This is a genomic window from Streptomyces sp. PA03-6a (assembly GCF_033792765.1).
Taxonomy (GTDB): Bacteria; Actinomycetota; Actinomycetes; order Streptomycetales; family Streptomycetaceae; genus Actinacidiphila.
The window spans coordinates 15,543-36,458 of sequence record NZ_JARAVK010000009.1 but is presented as its reverse complement, the minus strand read 5'-3'; the positions used below and the strand labels follow the sequence as shown (position 1 = coordinate 36,458).

General features: G+C 70.6%; 22 protein-coding genes and 1 pseudogene. 14 read left to right on the top strand and 9 right to left on the bottom strand.

Annotation, left to right across the window (positions count from 1 at the left end; all coding sequences use genetic code 11):
* Positions 1-151 precede the first annotated feature (151 nt).
* The gene (locus tag PV350_RS03990; protein ID WP_499516281.1) at positions 152-631 is read left to right on the top strand and encodes a DUF4232 domain-containing protein; all 480 of its coding nucleotides are present in this window, start codon (positions 152-154) and stop codon (positions 629-631) included.
* Positions 632-1,107: 476 nt separating this feature from the next.
* On the opposite strand, the gene PV350_RS03985 is transcribed toward PV350_RS03990, so the two are convergent.
* The 3 genes from PV350_RS03985 to PV350_RS03975 all read right to left on the bottom strand — a co-directional run bounded on the left by PV350_RS03985 (position 1,108) and on the right by PV350_RS03975 (position 2,461).
* Complete coding sequence (locus PV350_RS03985; RefSeq protein ID WP_499516280.1) at positions 1,108-1,587, bottom strand: DUF6924 domain-containing protein; 480 nt, start codon at positions 1,585-1,587, stop codon at positions 1,108-1,110.
* Between the two features lie 239 nt (positions 1,588-1,826).
* Positions 1,827-2,006 carry a hypothetical protein gene (locus PV350_RS03980; RefSeq protein ID WP_499516279.1) on the bottom strand — a complete coding sequence of 60 codons (180 nt, stop codon included), beginning with the start codon at positions 2,004-2,006 and terminating at the stop codon, positions 1,827-1,829.
* Positions 2,003-2,461 carry a hypothetical protein gene (locus PV350_RS03975; RefSeq protein ID WP_500332834.1) on the bottom strand — a complete coding sequence of 153 codons (459 nt, stop codon included), beginning with the start codon at positions 2,459-2,461 and terminating at the stop codon, positions 2,003-2,005. Before PV350_RS03975 ends, PV350_RS03980 begins: the two co-directional genes overlap by 4 nt.
* A gap of 225 nt (positions 2,462-2,686) precedes the next feature.
* Between PV350_RS03975 and PV350_RS03970 the strand changes: the two genes are divergently transcribed.
* The 3 genes from PV350_RS03970 to PV350_RS03960 all read left to right on the top strand — a co-directional run bounded on the left by PV350_RS03970 (position 2,687) and on the right by PV350_RS03960 (position 4,939).
* Positions 2,687-3,430: an alpha/beta fold hydrolase gene (locus PV350_RS03970; protein ID WP_500332833.1), complete on the top strand. Its 744-nt coding sequence runs from the start codon at positions 2,687-2,689 to the stop codon at positions 3,428-3,430.
* 224 nt (positions 3,431-3,654) lie between these two features.
* Positions 3,655-4,083 (top strand): VOC family protein, encoded by a 429-nt coding sequence (locus PV350_RS03965; RefSeq protein WP_500332832.1) that lies wholly within the window; start codon positions 3,655-3,657, stop codon positions 4,081-4,083.
* 244 nt (positions 4,084-4,327) lie between these two features.
* Positions 4,328-4,939 carry a GNAT family N-acetyltransferase gene (locus PV350_RS03960; RefSeq protein ID WP_500332831.1) on the top strand — a complete coding sequence of 204 codons (612 nt, stop codon included), beginning with the start codon at positions 4,328-4,330 and terminating at the stop codon, positions 4,937-4,939.
* Between the two features lie 70 nt (positions 4,940-5,009).
* Here PV350_RS03960 and PV350_RS03955 read toward each other — a convergent pair whose 3' ends face one another.
* The 5 genes from PV350_RS03955 to PV350_RS03935 form a co-directional block, all read right to left on the bottom strand.
* Positions 5,010-5,906 carry an IS982 family transposase gene (locus PV350_RS03955; RefSeq protein WP_500332829.1) on the bottom strand — a complete coding sequence of 299 codons (897 nt, stop codon included), beginning with the start codon at positions 5,904-5,906 and terminating at the stop codon, positions 5,010-5,012.
* A 58-nt stretch (positions 5,907-5,964) separates the two neighbouring features.
* Positions 5,965-6,537: an SUKH-4 family immunity protein gene (locus PV350_RS03950; RefSeq protein ID WP_499516271.1), complete on the bottom strand. Its 573-nt coding sequence runs from the start codon at positions 6,535-6,537 to the stop codon at positions 5,965-5,967.
* Positions 6,534-7,562 carry an NAD(P)-dependent alcohol dehydrogenase gene (locus PV350_RS03945; protein ID WP_499517043.1) on the bottom strand — a complete coding sequence of 343 codons (1,029 nt, stop codon included), beginning with the start codon at positions 7,560-7,562 and terminating at the stop codon, positions 6,534-6,536. The genes PV350_RS03950 and PV350_RS03945 overlap by 4 nt, the downstream gene beginning before the upstream one ends.
* Positions 7,563-7,715: 153 nt before the next feature.
* Positions 7,716-8,402 carry a TetR/AcrR family transcriptional regulator gene (locus PV350_RS03940; RefSeq protein ID WP_499516270.1) on the bottom strand — a complete coding sequence of 229 codons (687 nt, stop codon included), beginning with the start codon at positions 8,400-8,402 and terminating at the stop codon, positions 7,716-7,718.
* Positions 8,403-8,523: 121 nt separating this feature from the next.
* Positions 8,524-10,014, bottom strand: a complete 1,491-nt coding sequence (locus PV350_RS03935) for a serine/threonine-protein kinase (protein WP_499516269.1) — start codon at positions 10,012-10,014, stop codon at positions 8,524-8,526.
* A 507-nt stretch (positions 10,015-10,521) separates the two neighbouring features.
* Between PV350_RS03935 and PV350_RS03930 the strand changes: the two genes are divergently transcribed.
* The 4 genes from PV350_RS03930 (at position 10,522) to PV350_RS03915 (ending at position 12,957) form a co-directional block, all read left to right on the top strand.
* Complete coding sequence (locus PV350_RS03930) at positions 10,522-10,764, top strand: hypothetical protein (protein WP_500332828.1); 243 nt, start codon at positions 10,522-10,524, stop codon at positions 10,762-10,764.
* Positions 10,761-11,411, top strand: a complete 651-nt coding sequence (locus PV350_RS03925) for a hypothetical protein (protein WP_500332827.1) — start codon at positions 10,761-10,763, stop codon at positions 11,409-11,411. The genes PV350_RS03930 and PV350_RS03925 overlap by 4 nt, the downstream gene beginning before the upstream one ends.
* 124 nt (positions 11,412-11,535) lie before the next feature.
* Complete coding sequence (locus PV350_RS03920) at positions 11,536-12,240, top strand: VanZ family protein (protein WP_500332826.1); 705 nt, start codon at positions 11,536-11,538, stop codon at positions 12,238-12,240.
* A 45-nt stretch (positions 12,241-12,285) separates the two neighbouring features.
* Positions 12,286-12,957 (top strand): response regulator transcription factor, encoded by a 672-nt coding sequence (locus PV350_RS03915; protein WP_499516266.1) that lies wholly within the window; start codon positions 12,286-12,288, stop codon positions 12,955-12,957.
* Between the two features lie 74 nt (positions 12,958-13,031).
* Here PV350_RS03915 and PV350_RS03910 read toward each other — a convergent pair whose 3' ends face one another.
* On the bottom strand, positions 13,032-14,072 hold the full coding sequence (locus PV350_RS03910; protein ID WP_500332824.1) for an aldo/keto reductase: 1,041 nt from the start codon (positions 14,070-14,072) through the stop codon (positions 13,032-13,034).
* Between the two features lie 176 nt (positions 14,073-14,248).
* Here PV350_RS03910 and PV350_RS03905 point away from each other — a divergent pair, with 176 nt between their 5' ends.
* The 6 genes and pseudogenes from PV350_RS03905 (at position 14,249) to PV350_RS03880 (ending at position 20,912) form a co-directional block, all read left to right on the top strand.
* Complete coding sequence (locus tag PV350_RS03905) at positions 14,249-14,869, top strand: TetR/AcrR family transcriptional regulator (protein ID WP_499516264.1); 621 nt, start codon at positions 14,249-14,251, stop codon at positions 14,867-14,869.
* A 103-nt stretch (positions 14,870-14,972) separates the two neighbouring features.
* A complete protein-coding gene (locus PV350_RS03900) occupies positions 14,973-15,866 on the top strand; it encodes an aminoglycoside phosphotransferase family protein (RefSeq protein WP_500332823.1) in 894 nt (297 codons plus the stop codon).
* A 166-nt stretch (positions 15,867-16,032) separates the two neighbouring features.
* Positions 16,033-16,221 (top strand): annotated as a pseudogene (locus PV350_RS03895) (transposase); the annotation flags it as partial.
* A gap of 280 nt (positions 16,222-16,501) precedes the next feature.
* Positions 16,502-17,896, top strand: a complete 1,395-nt coding sequence (locus tag PV350_RS03890; protein WP_499516263.1) for a DNA-binding protein — start codon at positions 16,502-16,504, stop codon at positions 17,894-17,896.
* A 129-nt stretch (positions 17,897-18,025) separates the two neighbouring features.
* Entirely contained in the window at positions 18,026-20,170 is a 2,145-nt protein-coding gene (gene katG / locus PV350_RS03885; protein ID WP_499517042.1) for a catalase/peroxidase HPI, read from the top strand.
* 280 nt (positions 20,171-20,450) lie between these two features.
* Positions 20,451-20,912: an MSMEG_3727 family PQQ-associated protein gene (locus tag PV350_RS03880; RefSeq protein WP_499516262.1), complete on the top strand. Its 462-nt coding sequence runs from the start codon at positions 20,451-20,453 to the stop codon at positions 20,910-20,912.
* The last annotated feature ends 4 nt before the right edge of the window (positions 20,913-20,916 follow it).

The window sequence follows — 20,916 nt, the reverse complement described above, 5'->3', positions numbered from 1 at the left end:
CCTCACCAGGCCTGCCGGCCGCCGCGTCGGCGTGCTGCTGGCGACGGGTGCCGTCTGTGCTGCGACGGCCCTCCCGGGCTGCTCGTACGCCACGCGCAGCACGGGGGCTGCGGCCCCCTCTCGCTCGGCGTCCACCGTCACCGTCGACACCATGACATCCGACTTTCCCGCCCGGGCGAATGATCGCCTTTCCGCGGGACCAGGGCCGTGCACCGAACTCGAGGCCCATCTGGGCAACAGCCAGGTCGACGCGGGACATCAGCGGGATCTCATCGTCCTCATCAACACCTCGACCCGGCCATGCGCGCTGTGGGGCTATCCTCCCGTTGCCGTGGCAGGCAGGAATGGCAGTCGCGTCGCGATCAGGATCACGCACGATGGCGGCGACGCCTTCTACACCGAACCCGCTCGCCGCCTTGTCGTGCAGCCTTCGGGTGAAGCCTCGTTCAACGTCGCGTGGCAACGCGTGCCGGAAGGGGTGAGCGACGTCTGCCGCGCCGGCTCCGCATACGTCGTGGGCGCTCCGATCGCCGCCCGCACGGCGTACCTCCCCATCGACGTTTCACCCTGCTCGCGCGGCCTCCTGGCAGTGTCGGCTTTCGTCCCCGGCAACGTGGGAATCAACGCCTAGCCGGTCGGTGGAGGCCGATTGCCCGGCCTTTCCCGTGGATGCCGGCTCAGACGCATATGGGTCCCGCTTCGTCCGTCCACGGGGCCTGTCACCGTCCTGACCTTCGCACCGTCTACAGCAGTCAGACCTGGCGCGCCGTCACCCGTCGAGCCGAATGCAAGCTGACACGCCGTGCACGCACCGGACTCGGCTCGTATGGTCGGTACGCAGGCAGGACCGACCCTGAAGATGCGCAGACAGGGTTGTACCAATGAGGTACGGCCGCTTCCCGAGTGGGGGCGGCCGTCCGCATCAGGGGCGCGGGGCGCACTGCCGTCAGTAGCGTCGGCCTCACCTTCGGGCGTACCCGACCGGGAGCTCTGGCCCTGCTGCCAGGGTACGAAGCCGCAGTTCAGGGGCACCTGGCACGGACATTCCCACGCCCCGAGCACGGACCGGGCCCGCCACGCTCGTGCGGGTCGGGTCCGTCCACGGCTTCAGTCAGATCCGCGGAAGACCCCCTCGGAATCATCGTGGGCCCATGCCGCGTACTCCTCGAATCCCAGGTTGGCGATACTCAGGTTCGCGTGGACCTCGTGGACCCCCGCTGGGGTGGTGCGGAATTCCCGGCCGAACTCGATCAGCTGCTCGTAGTCCTCATCGTCCTCGCAGTCCTCTCGCCTCAACGTCGTGACCGCCAGGAGCGAGTGGCTTTCGGCCTGCATGGTCGTCCGGTCGGCGAGGAATACGACGGACAGGTCCTCCGCAGCGCGGACCGCCTCCAGCACCTCGCCAACGGCCGCTCCTGCCCAGGCCGGATCGTTGATGACGTGGACCTGAGCGTCGTACTGCTCGTCTCCCCAGGGTTTCACCAGTGCCGCTGCCACGTCCTGCCACGCCGATTCGTCGTCGTAGTCGGTCCTGACGACGAGGGCCTCGAACTCATCCCGTCCGGTCATGGCGGGAAGTGGTCGCATGAAGGCTCCTCCTCGGTGGCGATCCGCAAACTGCGTCCGACCCTCTCATGCGCCTTTCATCGACCGGGAACTCGGTTACAGAAGAGTGCGAACGAGACCCGGGCACCATGGCCCGCTCGAGCGTTCTCACCCGGTTTACGTGACCCTCGGCCACACCGGAACTCCTCGGGAGGGCGGGCACCGTGTTGCCCACCCTCCGTCAGAGCGCGCCGTGCGCCCGGCGCTTGACCGGCGCCGATTCAGGTCGTCCCGCGGCGCTGCCGGGCCGCTCGCGACTGCCGACCGAGGCGGATGGCGAGGGCGGCCACGCCCGTCAGGCTCGCAGTCTTCGCCCACAGCGTCCCGGAGGCGTAGGCCAGCATGAGCGGCGCGAAGAAGGTGAACAGGTGCATCGGGTCCGCGCGCCCGGACTCGGTCACCCCGGGGCCGGCCGGCGCCTGGAAGGCGGTGACCGATCCCACGACCATCGGCACGCCCAGCGGCCTGCGAGAAGGCACCCCAGGACGACCGGCCACGGTGCATGGGCGAGCGGCGCATAGGTGCGCTCGCCGTCCCAGGGCAGCGGATCGCGCGGCCACACCGCCGGCAGCGCCGCCGGCAGCGAGGCCGCCACCGCGACGATGCAGGGGATCAGCGCGGCCAGCACCCGCCCCGCCGGGCGGGCCGAGTCCAGGCCCGTCCGCATCCGCAGCGCGTGCCCTGCCACGGCCGCCGTCTCGCGCAGCGCCTCCAACCGGCCCACGCCACTGGTGACGTCCAGGGTCGCCGCGATCTCCGCACCGTGCTGCCGGCGGTACGCGGCCGGATACAGGCCGATCACCGGGTGCCGTCCGCCCACCGGGCGCTCCCCCGCCTCGACCTCACGGTCGCTCATGCGCTAGCTCCGCCCTGCACCGGCCCGGGGCGGCCCAGCCCGATGCGGCGGGCGGCCTCGCGCGCCGTCGCGCGCAGTCCCTTGACTCCTCCGACCGCTCATTTACCTTGCCTGCAATCGACTTGTGCACAAGTCAATCTGGCGCTAGATTTCTCGGTGTCGGCGGCGCCCCAGCGGCGCACCGGCGAAGGACACGACCCGCACTGCCCAAGGAGAAGAACCACCATGAACGACACCTCCGCCCGCCCCGCCCCGCACAAGCCCACGGTCGTCCTGGTGCACGGCGCGTTCGCGGACTCCTCCAGCTGGAACGGCGTCATCGAGCACCTGCGTCAGGCGGGACTTCCAGTCCTCGCGCCGGCCAACCCGCTGCGGGGCCTGGCCGGTGACGCCGCGTACCTCGCCAGCGTGCTGAAGAGCGTCGACGGACCCGTCGTGCTCGCCGGGCACTCCTACGGCGGCGCCGTGATCAGCCAGGCCGCCGACGGAGATCCGAAGGTCAAGGCCCTGGTGTACGTCGCCGCCTTCATCCCCGAGAAGGGCGAGAGCGCCCTGGAGCTGTCCAACGCCTACCCGGGGAGCACCCTCGGCCCGAACCTCGACGCGGTGCCCTTCCCGCTGGCCGACGGCGGCACCGGGACCGACCTCTACATCAAGACCGACAGCTTCCACGACCAGTTCGCCGCCGACGTGCCGCAGTCCGTGACCGACCTGATGGCCGCCACCCAGCGCCCGGTCGCCGCGGCGGCCCTGGAGGAGACGGCCACCGCGGCCGCCTGGCGGTCGATCCCCTCGTGGAGCCTGATCGCCACCGCGGACCGCAACATCCCGCCGGCGGCGCAGCGCTTCATGTCCGAGCGCGCCAAGGCCCACACGGTGGAACTCGACGCGTCCCACGCGGTGTCGGTCTCCCAGCCCGAGGCCGTCGCCCGCATCATCCGGCAGGCCGCCGAGAGCGCCACCCGCTGACCAGGCTTCCGGCAGATGTTCGGAGGAGTTGCCCAGGCCCGTGGCAGTCACTAAGTTCGATCGGGTGACTGCCGGGTCGGCCTTGAGCCATGCACGAGTCGGGTTGCCGGCCTCGGCGTGAGCGCGAGGCGGGCAAGAGCCCCGCCCTCCTTCCGAGTCTCCTCGCGGCGCCCCACGCGGTGCCCGTTCCCAGCGAATCCGAGACCCGGAGACCGATGTCACCCATGCCGAACGAGCAGCAGAACCCGTACGCGAACGAGCCGCCGACGGCTCCCGCCCGATTGGACCACACCGCTGTCCACGCCCGGGACCGGCAGTTGTCGGCCGAGTTCCTGGCCGTGATGCTGGACCTGAAGGTCGGCGCGCCCTTCGGTCCGTTCCTCCCCGTCGAGCTCGGCAACGGCGTCACACTCGACTACTACGCGAAGCGTGACGAGCCGATCCAGTCGCAGCACTACGCGTTCCTCGTGTCCGAGGACCAGTTCGACGAGGTGATCGCCCGCCTGGAAGCGGTGGGGGTCACCTACTACGCCGACCCCGGCCATGCCGATCCCGGCCGGATCAACCGCCTGTTCGGCGGTCGTGGCGCGTACTTCGCCGACCCGGACGGTCACAACATGGAGGTCATGACCCGGCCCTACGCCCGTCCGTAGGCGACGGCGGTCGACCCGCCGTTCCTCCCGGCCCCGGGCGGTGAAGCCCGGGGCCGGCCGAGGGTGGGGCCGGTTCGCCAGTGCGGTGACCGCATAGGTTCACCGGGTGGGTGGTCGGGAGCCAACCCACGCGGTCACAGCACCAGGGGCGTCCATGTTCCGAACGCGGCGGAAGCGGCCGCGCGCACCACCGGTCCGGTGACACGGCGACTGGTCGGCGGAGTGGCCTGGGTACAGTCGCCCGATGCTGTGTATCGACTCTCCGATCGCCACTGCCCGGCTGATACTCCGCCCGTTCCGGCCCGAGGACGCGCAGGACGTTTGCGAGTACCAGCGCCGGCCCGACGTCGCCCGCTTCATGCGATGGGAGCCGCGCGGACCGGAGGACGTCCGGGTGGTGGTGGAGCAGATGGCCCGGGAGACCACACTGGTCTCGGACGGGGACTGTCTCAGCCTGGCGGTCGTCGAGCCGGGCACGGGGACGGTCGTCGGGCAGGTCGAACTGGTCCTGATCAGCGCGGAACACCGCCAGGGCGAGCTCGGCTACGTCTTCCACCCCGCCCACCAGGGCAAGGGCTTCGCCACCGAGGCCGCCTTCGCCGTCCTGCACCTGGCATTCGACGCACTGGAACTGCACCGGGTGATCGGCCGCTGCCACGCGGACAACGCCGCCTCCGCCGGGCTCCTCGAACGGCTGGGCATGCGCCGGGAGGCCCTCTTCATCGGAACGGAGTTCTTCAAGGGGGCATGGCGCGACGACCTGGTGTACGCCCTGCTCCGGCGGGAGTGGCGGGCTTCAGCCGTCCACCGGAGCACGCCATGCACCCTTGAAACAGGCACTGGCACTTGCCCTTGAGTGAGATCAACGAGCAACCCGGCGAAGCTATGTGGTCGTCACAGCACTAGACGATTAGTTCCGATGTGGCTCAGTGGTCGTAGGCGGTCAGTGACCTGGTGATGGGTGCGCCGATAGTGCGGTTGTGCCAGATCGCGCAGGTCATGGCCAGGATTCGCTGGGCCACGCGGACACCGACGCCTTCGATGGTTCGGCCGCCGTGCTGCTCGAGGTCAAGCTGGCCTTTGAGGGTGTCGTTGACCGACTCGATGAGCTGCCTCACGGTCTTGAGCAGGGCTTCCGCGGGCTGTTGGGTGCCGCGGTTGCGGTAGGAGGGCCTGAGCAGGCTGATGTCGCGTGCGGCGAGGAAGCGGTCGAGTTCGGCGGCGATGTAGCCCTTGTCCGCCAGGATGAGCAGGCCGGGCCGATGGGCGGACAGGTGGGGTTCGTTGTCGATCAGAGCGGCCAGTATCTGACGTTCGTCGATCTTCGGGTCGGCCAGAGCCCAGGTGACCGGCAGCCCGGCCGGGGTGCACACCAGGTGCAGTTTCAGGCCCCAGTAGAAGCGGGAGTGGGACTGGCAGTAGCCGTAATTCGCCCAGCCGGCCAGGTCGGACCGTTTGACGGTCTGGCGTGAGCGGGCGCATTCCACGGGCGTGGAGTCCACGATCCACACCGGGTCCAGCCACAGGTCGGTGTCTGCTGCCAGGGACCGGATGGCCTGTTTGACCAGGCCCAGGGCGGCCCGCAGGCGCTTGTTGTAGGCGGGTCGCTGGGGCAGATAGGGGAACAGTCCGTGCAGATGAGCGTGGGCGAAACGCAGCCAGCGGGCCTCGCAGTGGAAGCCCAGCATGGCTTGGGCAACGGCCAGGGTGACCAGTTCGGCGTCGGTCAGCCTCGGCGGCCGGCCACGCCACCGCGAGGTCTTCAAACGGTCGTCGATGTGCACGTACAGTGCAGTCAAGAGGGTGTCTAATTCGGTCGTCACAACCCGATGTTGGACACCCTCCCTAACTCCTGAGAACCCTGCATTCGGAACTAATCGTCTAGTCCTGCATGAGGTTCCGCACGTACCGCAGCACGCTGTACCAGACGGAGTCCTCGTCCTCCATGACCGCGGCGTCGGCACGACGCATGCGTGTCAGCAGCCTGTCGCGCGCGCCCTGCGGGTCGACGCCCTCGTCGGTGGCGGCCTCGGGGTCGTAGTCCGGCCGTTCCTCCTCCAGCGCGTGGAGGAAGAACGCCAGCGCATCCACCGTGCTGTTGAGCAGGTGCGGTCCCCCGTCCTCCGGAACGCAGTACACGGCCCCGGTCCTGGTGTCGGCGACGACGTCGTCCATGCCGATCCCGCCGAGGGACAGCCACGACGACATGTCGAAGGGGCAGTTCGGGTACTTCTCCGAGACGGCCTGCCAGGCCTCGCCGCCGATGCGCAGGTCGCCGTCGATGAGCCGCTGGTCCGCCATGAACCAGCCGATCCGGTCCGGAAGGCCCACGTCCCTCAGAAAGACCCGGGTCGGCTCGTGGATGACGCCGGCGAGCGCCGCGTCATCCACGGTCACCAGTTCATCGGGGCCGAAAACCGACTCCATCGCGACGCGGTCGACCAGGGGACTCATTTCGCAACTCCCGGCCCTTCACCCGGGGGCGCTTGACGGCCGACAGTGATGACGGTCTTGCCGCGGGCATGGCCCCGCTCCACGTGGCGCATCCCCTCGGCAGCCTCGGCCAGCGGGTAGGTACGGTCGACCACGGGGGCCAGCAGGCCCGCCTCGATCAGCGCGGTGACGGCGAGCAGGTCCTCGTGGGTGGGCCCGGCCGGGGCCGCCGGGAGGATGACGCGCAGCCGCTGCCGGACGAACGCGTTGGCCGCGACCACGCGCAGCGTGGAGGCGACCGCGCCGAACATGCGGCCGGGTGAACCGCCCCCGTTGGCCACCAGGATGCCTTCAGGCGTGAGTGCCCGGCGCAGCCGGGCCGGCGGGTGGTTGCCGACGTTGTCCAGGATCAGGTCGTAGCGCGCGCCCGACCGGGTGAAGTCCTGCCGGGTGTAGTCGACGACGTGCGCGGCGCCCAAGGAGCGTGCCAGGTCGGCGTTGCCGGGGCTGCACACCGCGGTGACCTCGGCGTCCAGGGCCGCGGCGATCTGCACGGCGAAGTGGCCCACGCCTCCGGCGGCGCCGTTGACCAGCACCCGCTGCCCGGCCTGCGCCCGGCCCACGGTGCGGATGCCGCGCAGCGCGGTCACCGCCCCCATCGGCACCGCCGCCGCCTGTTCGAAGGTCAGCCCCGCGGGTTTGGGGACCACCAGGTCGGGGGTGGTGCGGGCGTACTCGGCGAACGAGCCCGGGCAGAAGCCCAGCACCTCGTCACCGGGTGTGACGCCCTGCACGCCTGCGCCGACCGCCTCCAGGTGCCCGGCCGCGTCGATGCCCGCCACCGGTACCTTCGGCCGGGTCGCCCCCATGCCGCCCATCAGCCGCGCCACATACGGGTCGCCGCGCATCATGTGCCAGTCGTACGGGTTGACGGCCGCCGCACGCACCCGCACCAGTACCTCGCCGGCTCCCGCCTCGGGCCGCTCGACGTCCTCCAGGCGCAGGACTTCCGGCGGACCGAACCTCTTCTGGACGATCGCTTTCATCGAGCTCCCCAGCCCCTCGTCGCCGACCGCCCGGAGCGGTACGCCCGGACGGTACGCCACTCAACTCCCTTGTCACGCACCGTAGGTGTACGGCGTACACCCGTCAAGAGGCGCGGGCAGGGAAGGCCGCTCGGGGGCGATCCTGCCGCCGCGTCAGACCCGGTTCCGGAGCCGCTCCAGGCCGTCCAGCATCAGGTCGAGGGCGAACTCGAACTCCAGCTGGTCGTCGCAGCCGGCACCGACGACGGACTGCTCGTCATGGGCGACGGCCATGGCCAGCTCGGTGACGTGCGGGTAGCGCGCGGCCATCTCCTCGGGTGGCGGTGCGTCCGGATCCGGCTCGCCGCCCGGGCTGTCCTCGAACAACTCCTGGGAGAAGCCCAGGACACGGCTGCCCATGACGTGCATCGCATGATGGACCAGGTCCAGTGGGAAACCCCCGGCCCTGAAGATCCCGATCATCGAATCCAGGTACGCCAGCACCGCCGGCGTCGGGGTCGTCCGCGCCTTCATCCGCGCCTCGATCACCCCGGACGCCCACGGATGACGCAGCAGCATCCGGCGCGCGGACAGCACGCGCCCCCGCACCGCACCCTGCCAGTCCGCCCCGGCGACCGGCGGGTCGATCTCACCGACCACGGCATCGATCATGCCGTCGAGCAACTCGTCCTTGTTCGCCACATGCTTGTACAGCGCCATCGGCACCACACCGAGCGCCCCCGCGATCTTCCGCATGCTCAGCGCCGCGACCCCGCCGTCATCGGCCAGGGCCACAGCGGCACCCAGGATCCGCTCCCGGCTCAACGGCTTGCGGGGCCGCGTCGTGGCTCCGGGCTGCATGGCGATCTCCACCGTCCCCCTCTCAACTGCTCCACCGGGCCTGCCCCGACCCGTCCCCACCGGCACACGCCGGCAGGCCGGGCCCCATCCTCCCCCACACCCGCTGCCGGTGCGTGTGGGGTCAGCTGTCGCTGCGCCGGCGCGGGTGCCGGACGGCGGCGAGGGCGGTGCAGGCCGCGGCCGCCAGGAGCAGGAACGTTGCCCCCTCTCCGTAGTAGCCGGACCTGCTCGCGATGACCGGCCCGACGCACAGGATCGCGCCGTAGGACAGCACCTGGGCGGCCGTTCCCGACCGGTAGAACACCCCCACCGCGCACGCCACGGCCAGCAGCAGGAGAATCACGATGCCCGGCATGTCGTCGCGCACCCACAGCAAGGTGGCCGGTGCGACCGCGGCGAAGGCCCCCGCAAGGCCCGGACGCAGGCACGTCAGCATCAGCGCGGTGAGCCACGCGGCGACCAGCGCCGTCATGGCCGAGCTCGAATAGGCGTAGGAATCCCACGTGGAGACCACCACGGGCAGCGCCAGCAACGTCGCCACGAAGGGGGCCAGCCGTTCGCCCCGCCACAGGGAGCCGATCTTCACCCCGCCCGGTGCGGGTGCGGCGGGGGGCGCCGCCGCGCCCGTGCCCGCCACCGGAGGGATCGTCGGCGCCGACGCGGGCTGAGGGGGCACCGGCGGTGCCGGCTGCGCGACACGCGCTGCCGGGGGCGGCCCGGCCGGCACCGCCACCTGCTCCTGCGACCCCGCGAGGCGGGTGCCGCCGGCCGTGCCCGCCAGGCTGCCGCCGCTGTGCAGGTTCCCCAGGGCGTCGCGCAGGGCGCCCATGCCCAGGAACCGCTGCCCGGGCTGCTTGGCCAGCGCGCGGAGCACCACGGAGTCGACGGCGTCGGGCAGTTGCGGGCGCAGTGCCGAGGGCGGCACCGGGTCCTTGGCGAGGTGCTGGTTCATCACCGCGAACGGCGAGTCACCGGTGAAGGGCGGCCGGCCGGTGAGCAGCTCGTAGAACAGGCACCCCAGCGAGTACTGGTCGGTGCGCGCGTCCACCGCCGTGCCGTGGATCTGCTCCGGTGAGAGGTAGGCGGGCGTCCCCACGGTCATCCCGGTCGCGGTCAGCCGGGTCGCCGTGTCGGCGACGACCTTGGCGATGCCGAAGTCGAGGATCTTGACCTGGCCGTCAGCCGTGATCATCACGTTGGACGGTTTGACGTCGCGGTGGACCAGCCCCTGCGCATGGCTGTGGGCCAGGGCGTCGGCGACGTCCCGCATGATCGCCGTCGAGCGCTCCATCGTGAGGGGACCGTCGCCCAGCACCTCGGCGAGCGTGCGCCCCTCGATGAACTCCATGACGAGGTAGGGAACGACCTCCTCACCGCCGGTGTCCTCACCGACGTCGTGGAGCACCGCGATCCCCCGGTGGGTGAGCGAGGCGACCGTACGGGCCTCCCGGCGGAATCGGGTCCGGAACTCCTCGTGCCGGGTCAGCTCGGGGGGCAGCACCTTGACCGCCACGGCACGGCCGAGCTCACGGTCGATCCCGCGCCAGACCTCGCCCATGCCGCCCCGGCCGACGGTCTCCACCAACTCGTACCGCCCCGACAGCACACGCACGGCGTACCTCCCGCCCCGTTCCCCACACACCCCACCCAGGTGACTTGCTGTCAGCCTATAGACGTACTTGTCACGTGTGGGCCGTTTTCCACAGGCTTCGGTGGGGGCGCAACGGCGTGAAGGGCGGCGCCCGGCGGGACCGGATGCTCCGCGATCACACGATGCGATGCCGGAGACCGCGACCGTCACAACAGTGTCATTGAGGCGCCTCGGTCACGGCCGTCTTCCCGCCCCGAAACGCCCCCCGGAAATGCGCGAATACCGCCCCATACTCGGCATCACGCCTCCCCCTTCCCCACAAACACACTGTTCATCTCGGCACCAAGACAGTGTGATACGTTCATCGGGCATCGAGTTCAGGGGCGATGCGACCTGGACCATGACGGTCACTCAGGACGGGCTCCGCTGGGGCCTGTTGGCCGGGCCGCCCTTCACTGACGGTCCGTTTCGTGCCGCTCCTCAGCGTGGACAGGTGGCGTGACCTCGTCACCCCGGAATCGGGATTCAATGACCAAAGACTCAGTACCGCGCCGGAAGCACGCTTCCCGCCGTCCCATCGCGCTCGGCGCGGCGATCGTCGCGGTGGCGGGAGCCATCGCCGTTCCCGTCGTGGCCCAGGCTGCGGAGGACACCCCTCGGGCGGACACCGCACTCCAGAGCAACTTCGCCGCCGCCGCGGCCGAGTACGAGAGCTGCTGGGCGCTCCGGTCGCGGGCCGGCACGGCGTCGGCACGGTGGGTTCCGCCGTGACCATCGCCCCGGGCTTCGCCCGCAACAAGCAGACCATGGAGCTGTGCCCTGAGGACGACGGCAGCGACGCAACCGAGGAGTGCACCACGGTGCGCCAGGCGTCGAACTTCGTCTACGTGCGCACCGAGCCGCGTGCGGACGCCCCGCTCTTCGGCGAGCAGTCGATCCACCCCGGTGCCCCCGGCACCAACCGGATCAGCGACTGGGGCAGCACCGCCCAGGCGGGGCAGCAGTTCGTCGTCGCCGGCAAGAAGGGCGACTGGACCGCGATCTGGTTCAGCGGCAGCAAGGTGTGGTTCCACAACCCGCGCGGTGTCAACACGATCCCCACGCGCGACGTGACGATCGTCAGGCCCGCCGCGGCCGTCCCGGTGAAGGTCTACGGCACCAGCTACCCGGACGCCGCCGAGTACCCCGCCGGTCTCTCGCCGTCCACGCAGGCTCCGCTGAGCATGTACGGCATCCCGGCGGGCCAGGCCTACGTCTCCACGGCGGCCCCGGCCCTGACGGACGACTTCTTCCCCTCCAGCGGGAAGGTCGTCTTCGGCGCCAAGAAGATGTACACCGTCCAGTACGGCCACAAGACCGCCCTGATCTACGCGGATGACGTGACCGCCAAGGGACGTCCGTCCCACCACGGCTCCTGACCCGGTCCTCGGGCAGGTCCACCGGGGGGTCCGGCACACACTGGTGTGCCGGACCCCCCGTGTATCGCGGGCGTATCGAAAAGCGCATACGCCACCGCAACGGCCCCGCGTCTCCAATGGGGGCGTGAACGACAACGCATCCCCGTCAGCACCGCTCCGCCGCATGCGCAGCTTCGTGCTCCCCGGCCTGGTGGTCCTCGGCGTGGCGGTCGCCGCGTTCGTCGTGCGGCGGCCGCTCATGATGTCCGCTCCGATGTGCATGGCAGGGCGGTGGCACGGCTGCTTCGACACGTTCAACGGCGTGGTGCTCATGACGTTGGTCGCGCTGCCGTTGGCCTTGCTGGTGGTGTGGGTTCTGGCGCGCGGTCGGCGTGCCGCCGGCGGCAGATCGGCCTGGCGGACGTCGCTGGCCGAGGTGGGCATGGTCCACGGGACGGTGCCGTTCCTGTGGCTGACCATGATGCCGGGCGGCGGGGCCGGCGTCGTCCCCGCCCGGGTGAGCCTGGTTCCGCTGCGGGACCTGGTCACGATGGGGCCGCTCGGGATCGCCGGCAACCTGCTGGTCTTCGCGGCGCTGGGGTTCTTCGCCCCGATGCGGTTCGCGGCGCTGGCGTCCGTGCCACGGATCCTGGCGCTCGGGGCGGGCTGCTCGGTCCTGGTCGAAACCGCGCAGTACGTCCTGGAGTTGGACCGGGTGTCCTCCGTGGACGACGTCCTGGTCAACGCCGCGGGCGCCGTGCTGGCCGCGCTGGCGTCGCGCCGCTGGTGGCGCACCACGGCGCAAGCGCCGTCGGAGCGGCCTCGCCCCGCGCCGGCACGGGCAGGCTGAGGTGGGCATACGTCGGCGATACGTCGTGGTGCCTAGGCTTCGGACATGCGCGTACTGATCGTGGAGGACGAGCCCTACCTGGCGGAAGCCGTCCGTGACGGTCTGCGGCTGGAGGCGATCGCCGCCGACATCGCAGGCGATGGCGACACCGCCCTGGAACTGCTCGGCGTCCACTCCTACGACCTCGCCGTCCTCGACCGCGACATCCCCGGCCCCTCCGGCGACGAGGTCGCGCGGCGCATCGTCGCCTCCGGCAGCGGCATCCCGATCCTCATGCTCACCGCCGCCGACCGGATCGACGACAAGGCTTCCGGGTTCGGGCTCGGCGCCGACGACTACCTCACCAAACCGTTCGAGCTGCGGGAGCTCGTCCTGCGGCTGAGGGCGCTCGACCGCCGACGCGCGTACGCCCGGCCACCCGTCCGCGAGATCGCGGGCCTGCGGCTCGACCCCTTCCGCCGGGAGGTCTTCCGCGACGCACGCTACGTCGCGCTCACCCGCAAGCAATTCGCCGTGCTGGAAGTCCTCGTCGCCGCCGAAGGCGGGGTCGTCAGCGCCGAAGAGCTACTGGAACGGGCCTGGGACGAGAACGCCGACCCCCTCACCAACGCCGTGCGCATCACCGTCTCCGCGCTGCGCAAACGACTCGGCGAACCATGGATCATCGCCACGGTGCCCGGCGTCGGCTACCGGATCGACACCGGCGCGCGTACGTAGACGCCCGGGGCCCGGCGCCCGCCCACGGGGAACCGGGGCCCCGGAGGCGCCGTCGGCGCCGAGGCGGCGGCCGGTCAGGCCAGGTTGCCCGCCGGGATCCGGGTCGGGGCGAACCACTGCTGGATCCAGTTCGGGTAGGCGAGCGGCGGCCGGCTGACCTCGTCGAGCTCGGCGAGGTCCTGCTCGGTCAGCGTCAGGCCGACGGCGGCGACGTCGTCCGCGAGTTGCTCCACCGTGCGGACGCCGACGATCACGCTGGTGACGGCGCGCTGCGCCAGCAGCCAGGCCAGGGCCACCCGGGCCGGGCCGACCTCGTGCCGCGCGGCGACGTCCCGGACCACGTCGAGCACCGCGAAGCCCCGCTCCTCGTCGAACGGTACGAAGTCGAAGCCGTTCCGGGCCCGGCGGGAGTCCGGTTCCGTGGTTACCCCGCCGCGGTCGAACTTGCCGGTCAGGAATCCGCCGGCCAGCGGCTGCCACACCGTCAGGCCCAGCCCCGAGTCCTCGGCCAGGGGCACCAGGTCACGCTCGGCGTCGCGGGCCACCAGGGAGTAGTGGGTCTGGTTGGCGACGAACGCCGCCCGGTGGTGCAGTGCGGAGATGCCCAGCGCCTTGCTGATCTGCCAGGCGGCCAGGTTGGAGCAGCCGATGTAGCGGACCTTCCCCTGGCGTACCGCGTCGTCGAGGGCGCTCAGCGTCTCCTCCAGCGGCGTCACGTGGTCGTAGTTGTGGATCTGGTAGAGGTCGATGTAGTCGGTCCCCAGCCGGCGCAGGCTGTCCTCCAGGGCCCGCATCACGTGCAGACGCGACAGGCCCTGGTCGTTGGGCCCCGGCCCGACCGGAGCGAGGAGCTTGGTCGCCAGCACGACATCCCGCCGGCGCCGCCCGACCGCCCGGCCGAGCAGCTCCTCGCTCTCTCCGTCGGCGTAGACGTCCGCGGTGTCCAGGAAGTTGATCCCGGCGTCCAGTGCCGCGCCGACCACCCGGTCCACGTCCTGCTGCCCAAGTGCCCCATGGGGGCCGTACACCGGGTGGTCCTTGCCGCCGAACGTCATCGCGCCCAGGGAGATCTCGGAGACCCAGACCCCGGTGTGTCCCAGCAGACGATATTTCACCAGTCACTCCTCATCGCACACGTGCTTGCTCGCGCAGGCGACCGGGAGCCCCCAACCTTTCCGGTCACTGCATCCGGACATCGCGTCCGGAAATTACGCTACACGATGTCCGGACGCGGTGTAATGTGACGTTCGCTGCCGGGCCCTCCGCCCCGCGACGACCTCAGGATCCGGACATGCCTTCGATCACCCGACGCCGCACCGCGAAGGTCGGCCGCCCCACCTCCGCCGAGGCGGACGTCCTGGACGCCACCCAGCGCCTGCTGGCAGGCGGCGCGAACTTCACCGAACTGGGCGTGCAGCAGATCTGCACCGAGGCCGGCGTCGCCCGCTCGACCTTCTACAGCCACTTCCGCGACAAGGTCGACCTACTGCTGCGCCTGGCCGGCCGGCTCATGGCCTCGTCCTTCGACCTCACCTCGGCCTGGCAGCCCTCGGCCGGCGTCGAAGGCCTCGAGGAGGCCTTCGTGCACGTCATCGAGGTCTACCGCCGGCACGCCGCCGTCCGGCGGGCACTCGCCGAGGTCGCCACCTACGACACGGCCGTACGCGACTACTTCACCGCCGAACTCCACCAGTTCACCGACTGGACCATCAAGATCCTCCGCGACGAACAGGAGGCCGGCCGCACCCCCGCCGACCTCGACCCCGTCAGCGCCACCCGGATCATCGTCACCGGCGGCGAACGCGCCCTCACCGACCAGGTCACCACCGGAGACCCCGCCGGCGACCCCGCGTTCGCCCGCGAACTGGCACGCACCTGGTGGCACGGCATCTACCGCCGCCCCCTCGGCTAGGAGCGTGTCCCAGTAACGAGGGTAGGCATAGCCGACAGACTTACGGGCTGTTTGCCACACCCGTAGGTGGGCGGGTCAGCCACGTCCTGGCAGGATCGGGGTCGTGATCGACGTTCCCGCAGTTTTCGCAACCGCAGCGGTGAACCGAGCGGGCCAGAGCGGAAAAGAGTGGGTCGACTCCTTGCCCGCACTGGTGGAGAGCCTCTGCGCACGGTGGGGCTTGGCGGTGGACGGCACACCGCTCCACGGCCACCTGGGCCTGGTCGTCCCGGTGCGGCGTGGCGAGGAGCCCTGCGCGCTCAAGGTGTCCTGGCAGGACGCCACGACGCTGCATGAGGCACTGGCTCTCGCCGCCTGGGACGGACAGGGGACAGTGCTGCTGCTTGACCACGAACCGGCCACGGGATCCCTGCTGTTGGAGCGGCTCGATGCTGGCCGCACCCTCTCCGACATCGACGCCGACGAGGCGGTCACCGCCGCCGGGCTCCTGCTGCGGCGCCTGTCCGTCCCGGCCCCGCAGGGCTTTGCTTGCTTGCGAGATCTCGCCGCCGGGCTCCCCGCCCGCTTGAACCTTCAGTGGGAGCAGCTCGGTCGTCCCTTCTCCCGGCGCCTGGTCGATGCGGCAGCCGGCCTCGCTGCCGAGTACGGTCCCACGACGGCTGGTCAGTTGGTCAACGGTGACCTGCACTACGAGAACGTGCTGGCCGGCTACCGTGAGCCGTGGCTGGCCATCGACCCCAAGCCGCTCACCGGCGATCCCGAGTACGCGGTGGCGCCTTTGCTCTGGCGGCGGTTCGCGGACATGGAGGGGGTTGCCGGCATCCGAACCCGCCTGGCCACCCTTGCCGAGGTGGCCGACCTCGATGCCGACCGGATACGCGCCTGGACGCTGGTGCGCACGGTGGACTACTGGCTGTGGGCCCTGGGGATCGGCCTCACCGAGGATCCGCAGATGTGTCGGACCGTCGCCGGTGCTCTCTTCCCCACCCTCCGGTGATCAATGAGAACCGCTCAACCGAGGCCGTGGTCCGGAGCGGATCAGATCGGCGCCGGGGCCGGGGAGGACGCCGGACAGGTGTGGTGTGCGCCGATCCGGCATGCGGTCGACAGGGCAGTCTCCGTCGCCGCGATCGCTTTGAGTAACGTGTGGAGCAGGTCTCAGCCGGAAGACCTACCGCCGCCGGAAATCCATCGTTGAACGCGTCTTGGGGCAGGTCATGACCTGCCAGAACGGCCGCAAGCTCCTCCTGCATGGCGAGGACGGCGCCCGCGGCGAGTGGCGACTGCTCGCCGCCTGCCACAACCTCCGCAAGATCTTCCGACACGCCGGGATCGCCGCCCTGGCCGGCTGACCGTCCAGACCCCCCTGGCCGCCACGAGCCCTACCAGCCGAGCACCTGCCGGGCAGCACCCGGCCACGGCCTCACAGGTGCCCACGGGGCGTCCGCAGCCCGCCGACGGTACTAGGGTGGGCAGTGGAGGTCTGTGACACAGCCCGGAACGGGTGACGGAGCAGGGAGACCCGCGACGCGGTACGCGGTCCGCCGCAGGCCCGGCCGCCATGAGCGGTGACCGGCCCGGACCGCGGGCATGCCGCCGGCATTGGGGATGGACCAAGGGCGGTTCTGAACCATGAGAAGCACACATCGGCTTGAGCCCAACTCGGCGAACCTCGGCGGCGGCCCCGTTCTCGCGGCGTGGGAACGGTTCGTGCAGGGCGAGGACCACGTCCCCGGTGTCCGGCCCCTGGTGGCGATCTCCTGGCAGCGCTGCCGAGAGCAGTACCGAGTCGATCCCCACCTCACGAAGGCTCCGCCGGCCGTCACGAAGCCCGACCACACGCCCGAGCACGACGTGGTCCTCGCCGAGCTGGGCTTCCGGGCCGCCGCCGTGGCACATGAAGTGGGCAACCTCGGTGGGGTCGTCTCCGTCACCGACGCCACCGGCCGGATCCTGGCCGCGTGGGGTGATCACGCCACGCTCGCCCGAGCCGACGACTGCAATCTGGCGCCCTGGTTCTGCTGGTCCGAGTGCGCGGTCGGTACGAACGGCATGGGCACGGCGCTCGAGGCGCACGGCCCGGTGCCGATCAGGGGCGCGGAGCATTGGTGCCAGGCGTTCCACAACTGGGTGTGCGCGGGCATCGCGGTGCGTGACGTGGTGACCAGGGAACCGATCGCGGTCCTCAACGTCTCCTTCTGGCGCAACGGGCTTCCCGCGGCCGCCGAAAGCTGGCTGGCCGGCGCCGTCACCATGACCCGGTACCCGCTGAAGAGGCGCGCCCGGGACAGCGGCGCGGAGTTGGTCGCGGCCTACACCCAGGCCAGGGCGACGTCGGGTGCGGCGCTCGCCGCCGTGGACACCGCGGGTAAGGTGGTGATCGCCGACGACATGGCGAGCGTGCTCCTGGGCGTCCCCGCGTACACCCCGGCGATCGACCCCACCCTGCGCTGGAACCCCGGGCTGCCGGAATTCATCGCGGCCGCCCGGTATGCCAGCAGGCAAGGGGCCCACGATCCCGACTGGGTCGGCTCGACGCAGATCTTCGCCCACCTGGCCGACGAGCCGACGACGATCACCATCCGGCCCGTCTTCTCCTCCGGGCACCTGATCGGGAACCTGGTTCTGTTCGGGGTTTCCGACGGGGCGCGGCTCCCCCAAAGGGAGGGGGCGTCCCACCCTCGGGTGCCGCCGCGCCGACTGGTCGCGATGCGCGACAACCGGATGGTGCTGCTGCGACTGCCTGAAGTCTCCTTCGCCGAATCGCACGGAAACGACGTGTGGCTCTCCACCGATCAAGGTCGATTGCGAGCCGCCTCCCTGAGCCTGGACAAGCTCGACAGCGATCTGGCGGATGTCGGCTTCCTGCGGGTGCACCGCCGTTACGTGGTCAATCTGAGCCGCATCCGGGAGGTCGAGCGCGGGCTCAAGGGCGAGTTGTCCCTGGTCATGGACGACCGGACGAACGAGATGGTGCCGGTTTCCCGGCGGAACGCGCCAGCCGTGCGTCGCGCGCTGAACATCTGAACCACGACGCACCCTCTGATCCGGAAGGAGATCCCCGTGTCCGACATCCCGCACGCCGTTGCCGGCGAGACGGACTCCGGCAACGCGGGCGGCCTCGGCCTCTCCGTCACCGGGTACCGCGGACGGCCGATCGCAGGCGCGAGCAACCGCGACTGGTGGCCGAGCCGGCTCGACCTGAGGGTCCTGCGGAAACACCCCGCCGAGGCCGATCCCATGGGCGAGGACTTCGACTACGCGGCGGCGTTCCGCACGCTGGACCTCGACGCCCTGGCGCGCGACGTCGACGACGCGCTGACCACGTCGCAGGAGTGGTGGCCGGCCGACTTCGGCCACTACGGGCCGCTCGTGATCCGGATGGTGTGGCACTGCGCCGGGACCTACCGCATCCACGACGGCCGCGGTGGCGCGGGCGCCGGAATGCAGCGGTTCGCGCCGCTGAACAGCTGGCCGGACAACCGCAACCTCGACAAGGCGCGCCGGCTGCTCTGGCCGGTGAAGAAGAAGTACGGCCGCAAGATCTCCTGGGCCGACCTGATGGTCTTCGCGGGCAACCGCGCCCTGGAGACGATGGGTTTCACGACCTTCGGCTTCGCCGGCGGCCGGGCGGAGGTGTGGGAGCCCGACGAGGACGTCTACTGGGGTCCCGAGCACGCCTGGCTCGGCGACGAACGCCATGGCGGCGTCCGGGAGCTGAAGCGCCCCCTGGCCGCCGACCAGATGGGCCTCATCTACGTCAACCCGGAGGGGCCCAACACCGTCCCGGACCCGCTCGCCTCGGCACGGGACATCCGCGAGACCTTCCGGCGCATGGGGATGAACGACGAGGAGACCGTCGCGTTGATCGCGGGCGGCCACACGTTCGGCAGGACCCACGGCGCGGCCGCCCCGGACGCCCACCTCGGCCCCGAGCCCGAGGGCGCCCCGCTCGAGGAACAGGGCCTGGGATGGAAGAGCAGCTACGGCACCGGGAAGGGCACGGACACCATCTCCAGCGGGCTCGACGGTACGTGGACGCCCACCCCCACGACGTGGGACAACAGCTTCTTCGAGACCCTGTTCGGCTACGAGTGGGACCTGGAACTGAGCCCCGCCGGTCTGTGGCAGTGGGTCCCGCGGGACGGCGGCGGGGCCGGTACGGTCCCGGACGCCCACGACCCGTCGACGACGCACGCCCCGACCATGCTGACGACGGACCTGGCGCTGCGGTCGGACCCGGGCTACGAGCCGATCTCACGGCGCTTCCTGGACAACCCGGACCAGCTGGCGGACGCGTTCGGGCGGGCCTGGTTCAAGCTGACGCACCTCGACATGGGCCCGGTCCAGCGCTACCTCGGACCGCTGGTCCCCCGGGAGACGCTGCCGTGGCAGGACCCGGTCCCCGCCGTGGACCACGAGCTCGTCGGGCCGGCGGACATCGCCGTGCTCAAGAGCCGGCTCCTCGCCTGCGGGCTGTCGGTCTCCCAGCTCGTCTCGACCGCGTGGGCGTCTGCATCGACGTTCCGCGTCAGCGACAGGCGCGGCGGGGCGAACGGCGCGCGCATCCGCCTCGAGCCGCAACGGGGGTGGGAGGTCAACGAGCCCGACGCGCTGGCACAGGTGCTGCGCACCCTGGAGGGGATCCAGGAGGCCTTCAACGCCTCCCAAGCCGGGGACGAGAAGATCTCGCTGGCCGACCTCATCGTGCTCGGCGGGGCCGCCGCCGTCGAGCGGGCCGCCGGGACGGCCGGCCACGACGTGCACGTCCCCTTCCTCCCGGGACGCACGGACGCCACGCAGGAGTGGACCGATGTGGAGTCCTTCGCCGCCCTCGAGCCGACCGCGGACGGGTTCCGCAACTACCACGGCAAGGCCGACCGGCTGCCGTCGGAGCACCTGCTGGTCGACCGCGCCAACCTGTTGGACCTGAGCACGCCCGAGATGACCGTCCTGGTCGGGGGCCTGCGGGTGCTGGGCGCCAACCACCGTCAATCGCCGCTGGGCGTCTTCACCGCGAAGCCCGGGTCGCTGACCAACGACTTCTTCGTGAACCTGCTCGACACGCGCACGGAGTGGGAGCCGGTGTCCGCGACCGCCGAAACCTTCGTGGGCCGCGACCGGGCGACCGGCGAGGCCAAGTGGACCGGCAGCCGCGTCGACCTCGTCTTCGGCTCGAACTCCGAGCTGCGTGCCGTCGCGGAGGTCTACGCGAGCGACGACGCACGGGAGAAGTTCGTGAAGGACTTCATCGCCGCGTGGGACAAGGTCATGTGCCTCGATCGGTACGACCTCGCTTGATCCTCCCAACGGTGGCACATGGGGGACGAACGGTAGCCGGTCGCGGGCGAACGGCATGAGCCGGCCCGCACGCGCGCTCACCCTTGTCGGTGTGATCCATACGGCGTAGCGTGCTTATTGGGTAGCAAATTGTCCGCTTTTCGGAGCAATTCAATCCACCCGCGCCGAATTCCACGTCAATTCGGAGAACGTTTTCGAGGGAAGGTGTGTGATCGGCCGCGGAGCACCGCCGCCGGCGGAAGTGGACACAGCGATTCGGCATGAGGAGGGTGAAGCCCCGATGACGACCATGCAGGAGCGATCCGACCTGCTGGACAAGATCGGGTTGGCCGAACAGAACAAAGCAGCACTGGGTCAAGTGCTGGGAACCGGTTGCATCGGATATGCCGCCGAGAAACCGGACGGCACCATGCAGGCCACCATTCGAATCCACCCGGATGAGCTGATCTGGGATCCATCAATTCTGGTCATGCCCCATGGAGGCGATATCGAGCTCGAGCTCATCAACGACGACCAGAACACCCACTGCGCGCTCCTGCCGAGCAACGGCGACCGGAAGTTCATCTGGCTGGTGAACCATTCGCGCGGACGGGCGACCCTCAACCTCGACGGACCGGGCTACTACTGGTACTGCTCGCCCACGGGCAACGACGAGGGCCGGGGGTTGACCGGGGCCATCGTCGTCCTGGGGGAGGCTCCGCCGGAGGCTCGCCTCGACCGCCCCGAGCAACCGCGGCCGTAGGAAG

Bases quoted from the DNA above. Each gene is read 5' to 3' on its own strand.
- PV350_RS03990 (WP_499516281.1), top strand. From the start codon at position 152: ATGACATCCGACTTTCCCGCCCGGGCGAATGATCGCCTTTCCGCGGGA.
- PV350_RS03985 (WP_499516280.1), bottom strand. From the start codon at position 1,587: ATGCGACCACTTCCCGCCATGACCGGACGGGATGAGTTCGAGGCCCTC.
- PV350_RS03975 (WP_500332834.1), bottom strand. From the start codon at position 2,461: ATGAGCGACCGTGAGGTCGAGGCGGGGGAGCGCCCGGTGGGCGGACGG.
- PV350_RS03970 (WP_500332833.1), top strand. From the start codon at position 2,687: ATGAACGACACCTCCGCCCGCCCCGCCCCGCACAAGCCCACGGTCGTC.
- PV350_RS03965 (WP_500332832.1), top strand. From the start codon at position 3,655: ATGCCGAACGAGCAGCAGAACCCGTACGCGAACGAGCCGCCGACGGCT.
- PV350_RS03960 (WP_500332831.1), top strand. From the start codon at position 4,328: ATGCTGTGTATCGACTCTCCGATCGCCACTGCCCGGCTGATACTCCGC.
- PV350_RS03950 (WP_499516271.1), bottom strand. From the start codon at position 6,537: ATGAGTCCCCTGGTCGACCGCGTCGCGATGGAGTCGGTTTTCGGCCCC.
- PV350_RS03945 (WP_499517043.1), bottom strand. From the start codon at position 7,562: ATGAAAGCGATCGTCCAGAAGAGGTTCGGTCCGCCGGAAGTCCTGCGC.
- PV350_RS03940 (WP_499516270.1), bottom strand. From the start codon at position 8,402: ATGCAGCCCGGAGCCACGACGCGGCCCCGCAAGCCGTTGAGCCGGGAG.
- PV350_RS03930 (WP_500332828.1), top strand. From the start codon at position 10,522: ATGACCAAAGACTCAGTACCGCGCCGGAAGCACGCTTCCCGCCGTCCC.
- PV350_RS03915 (WP_499516266.1), top strand. From the start codon at position 12,286: ATGCGCGTACTGATCGTGGAGGACGAGCCCTACCTGGCGGAAGCCGTC.
- PV350_RS03905 (WP_499516264.1), top strand. From the start codon at position 14,249: ATGCCTTCGATCACCCGACGCCGCACCGCGAAGGTCGGCCGCCCCACC.
- PV350_RS03890 (WP_499516263.1), top strand. From the start codon at position 16,502: ATGAGAAGCACACATCGGCTTGAGCCCAACTCGGCGAACCTCGGCGGC.
- PV350_RS03880 (WP_499516262.1), top strand. From the start codon at position 20,451: ATGACGACCATGCAGGAGCGATCCGACCTGCTGGACAAGATCGGGTTG.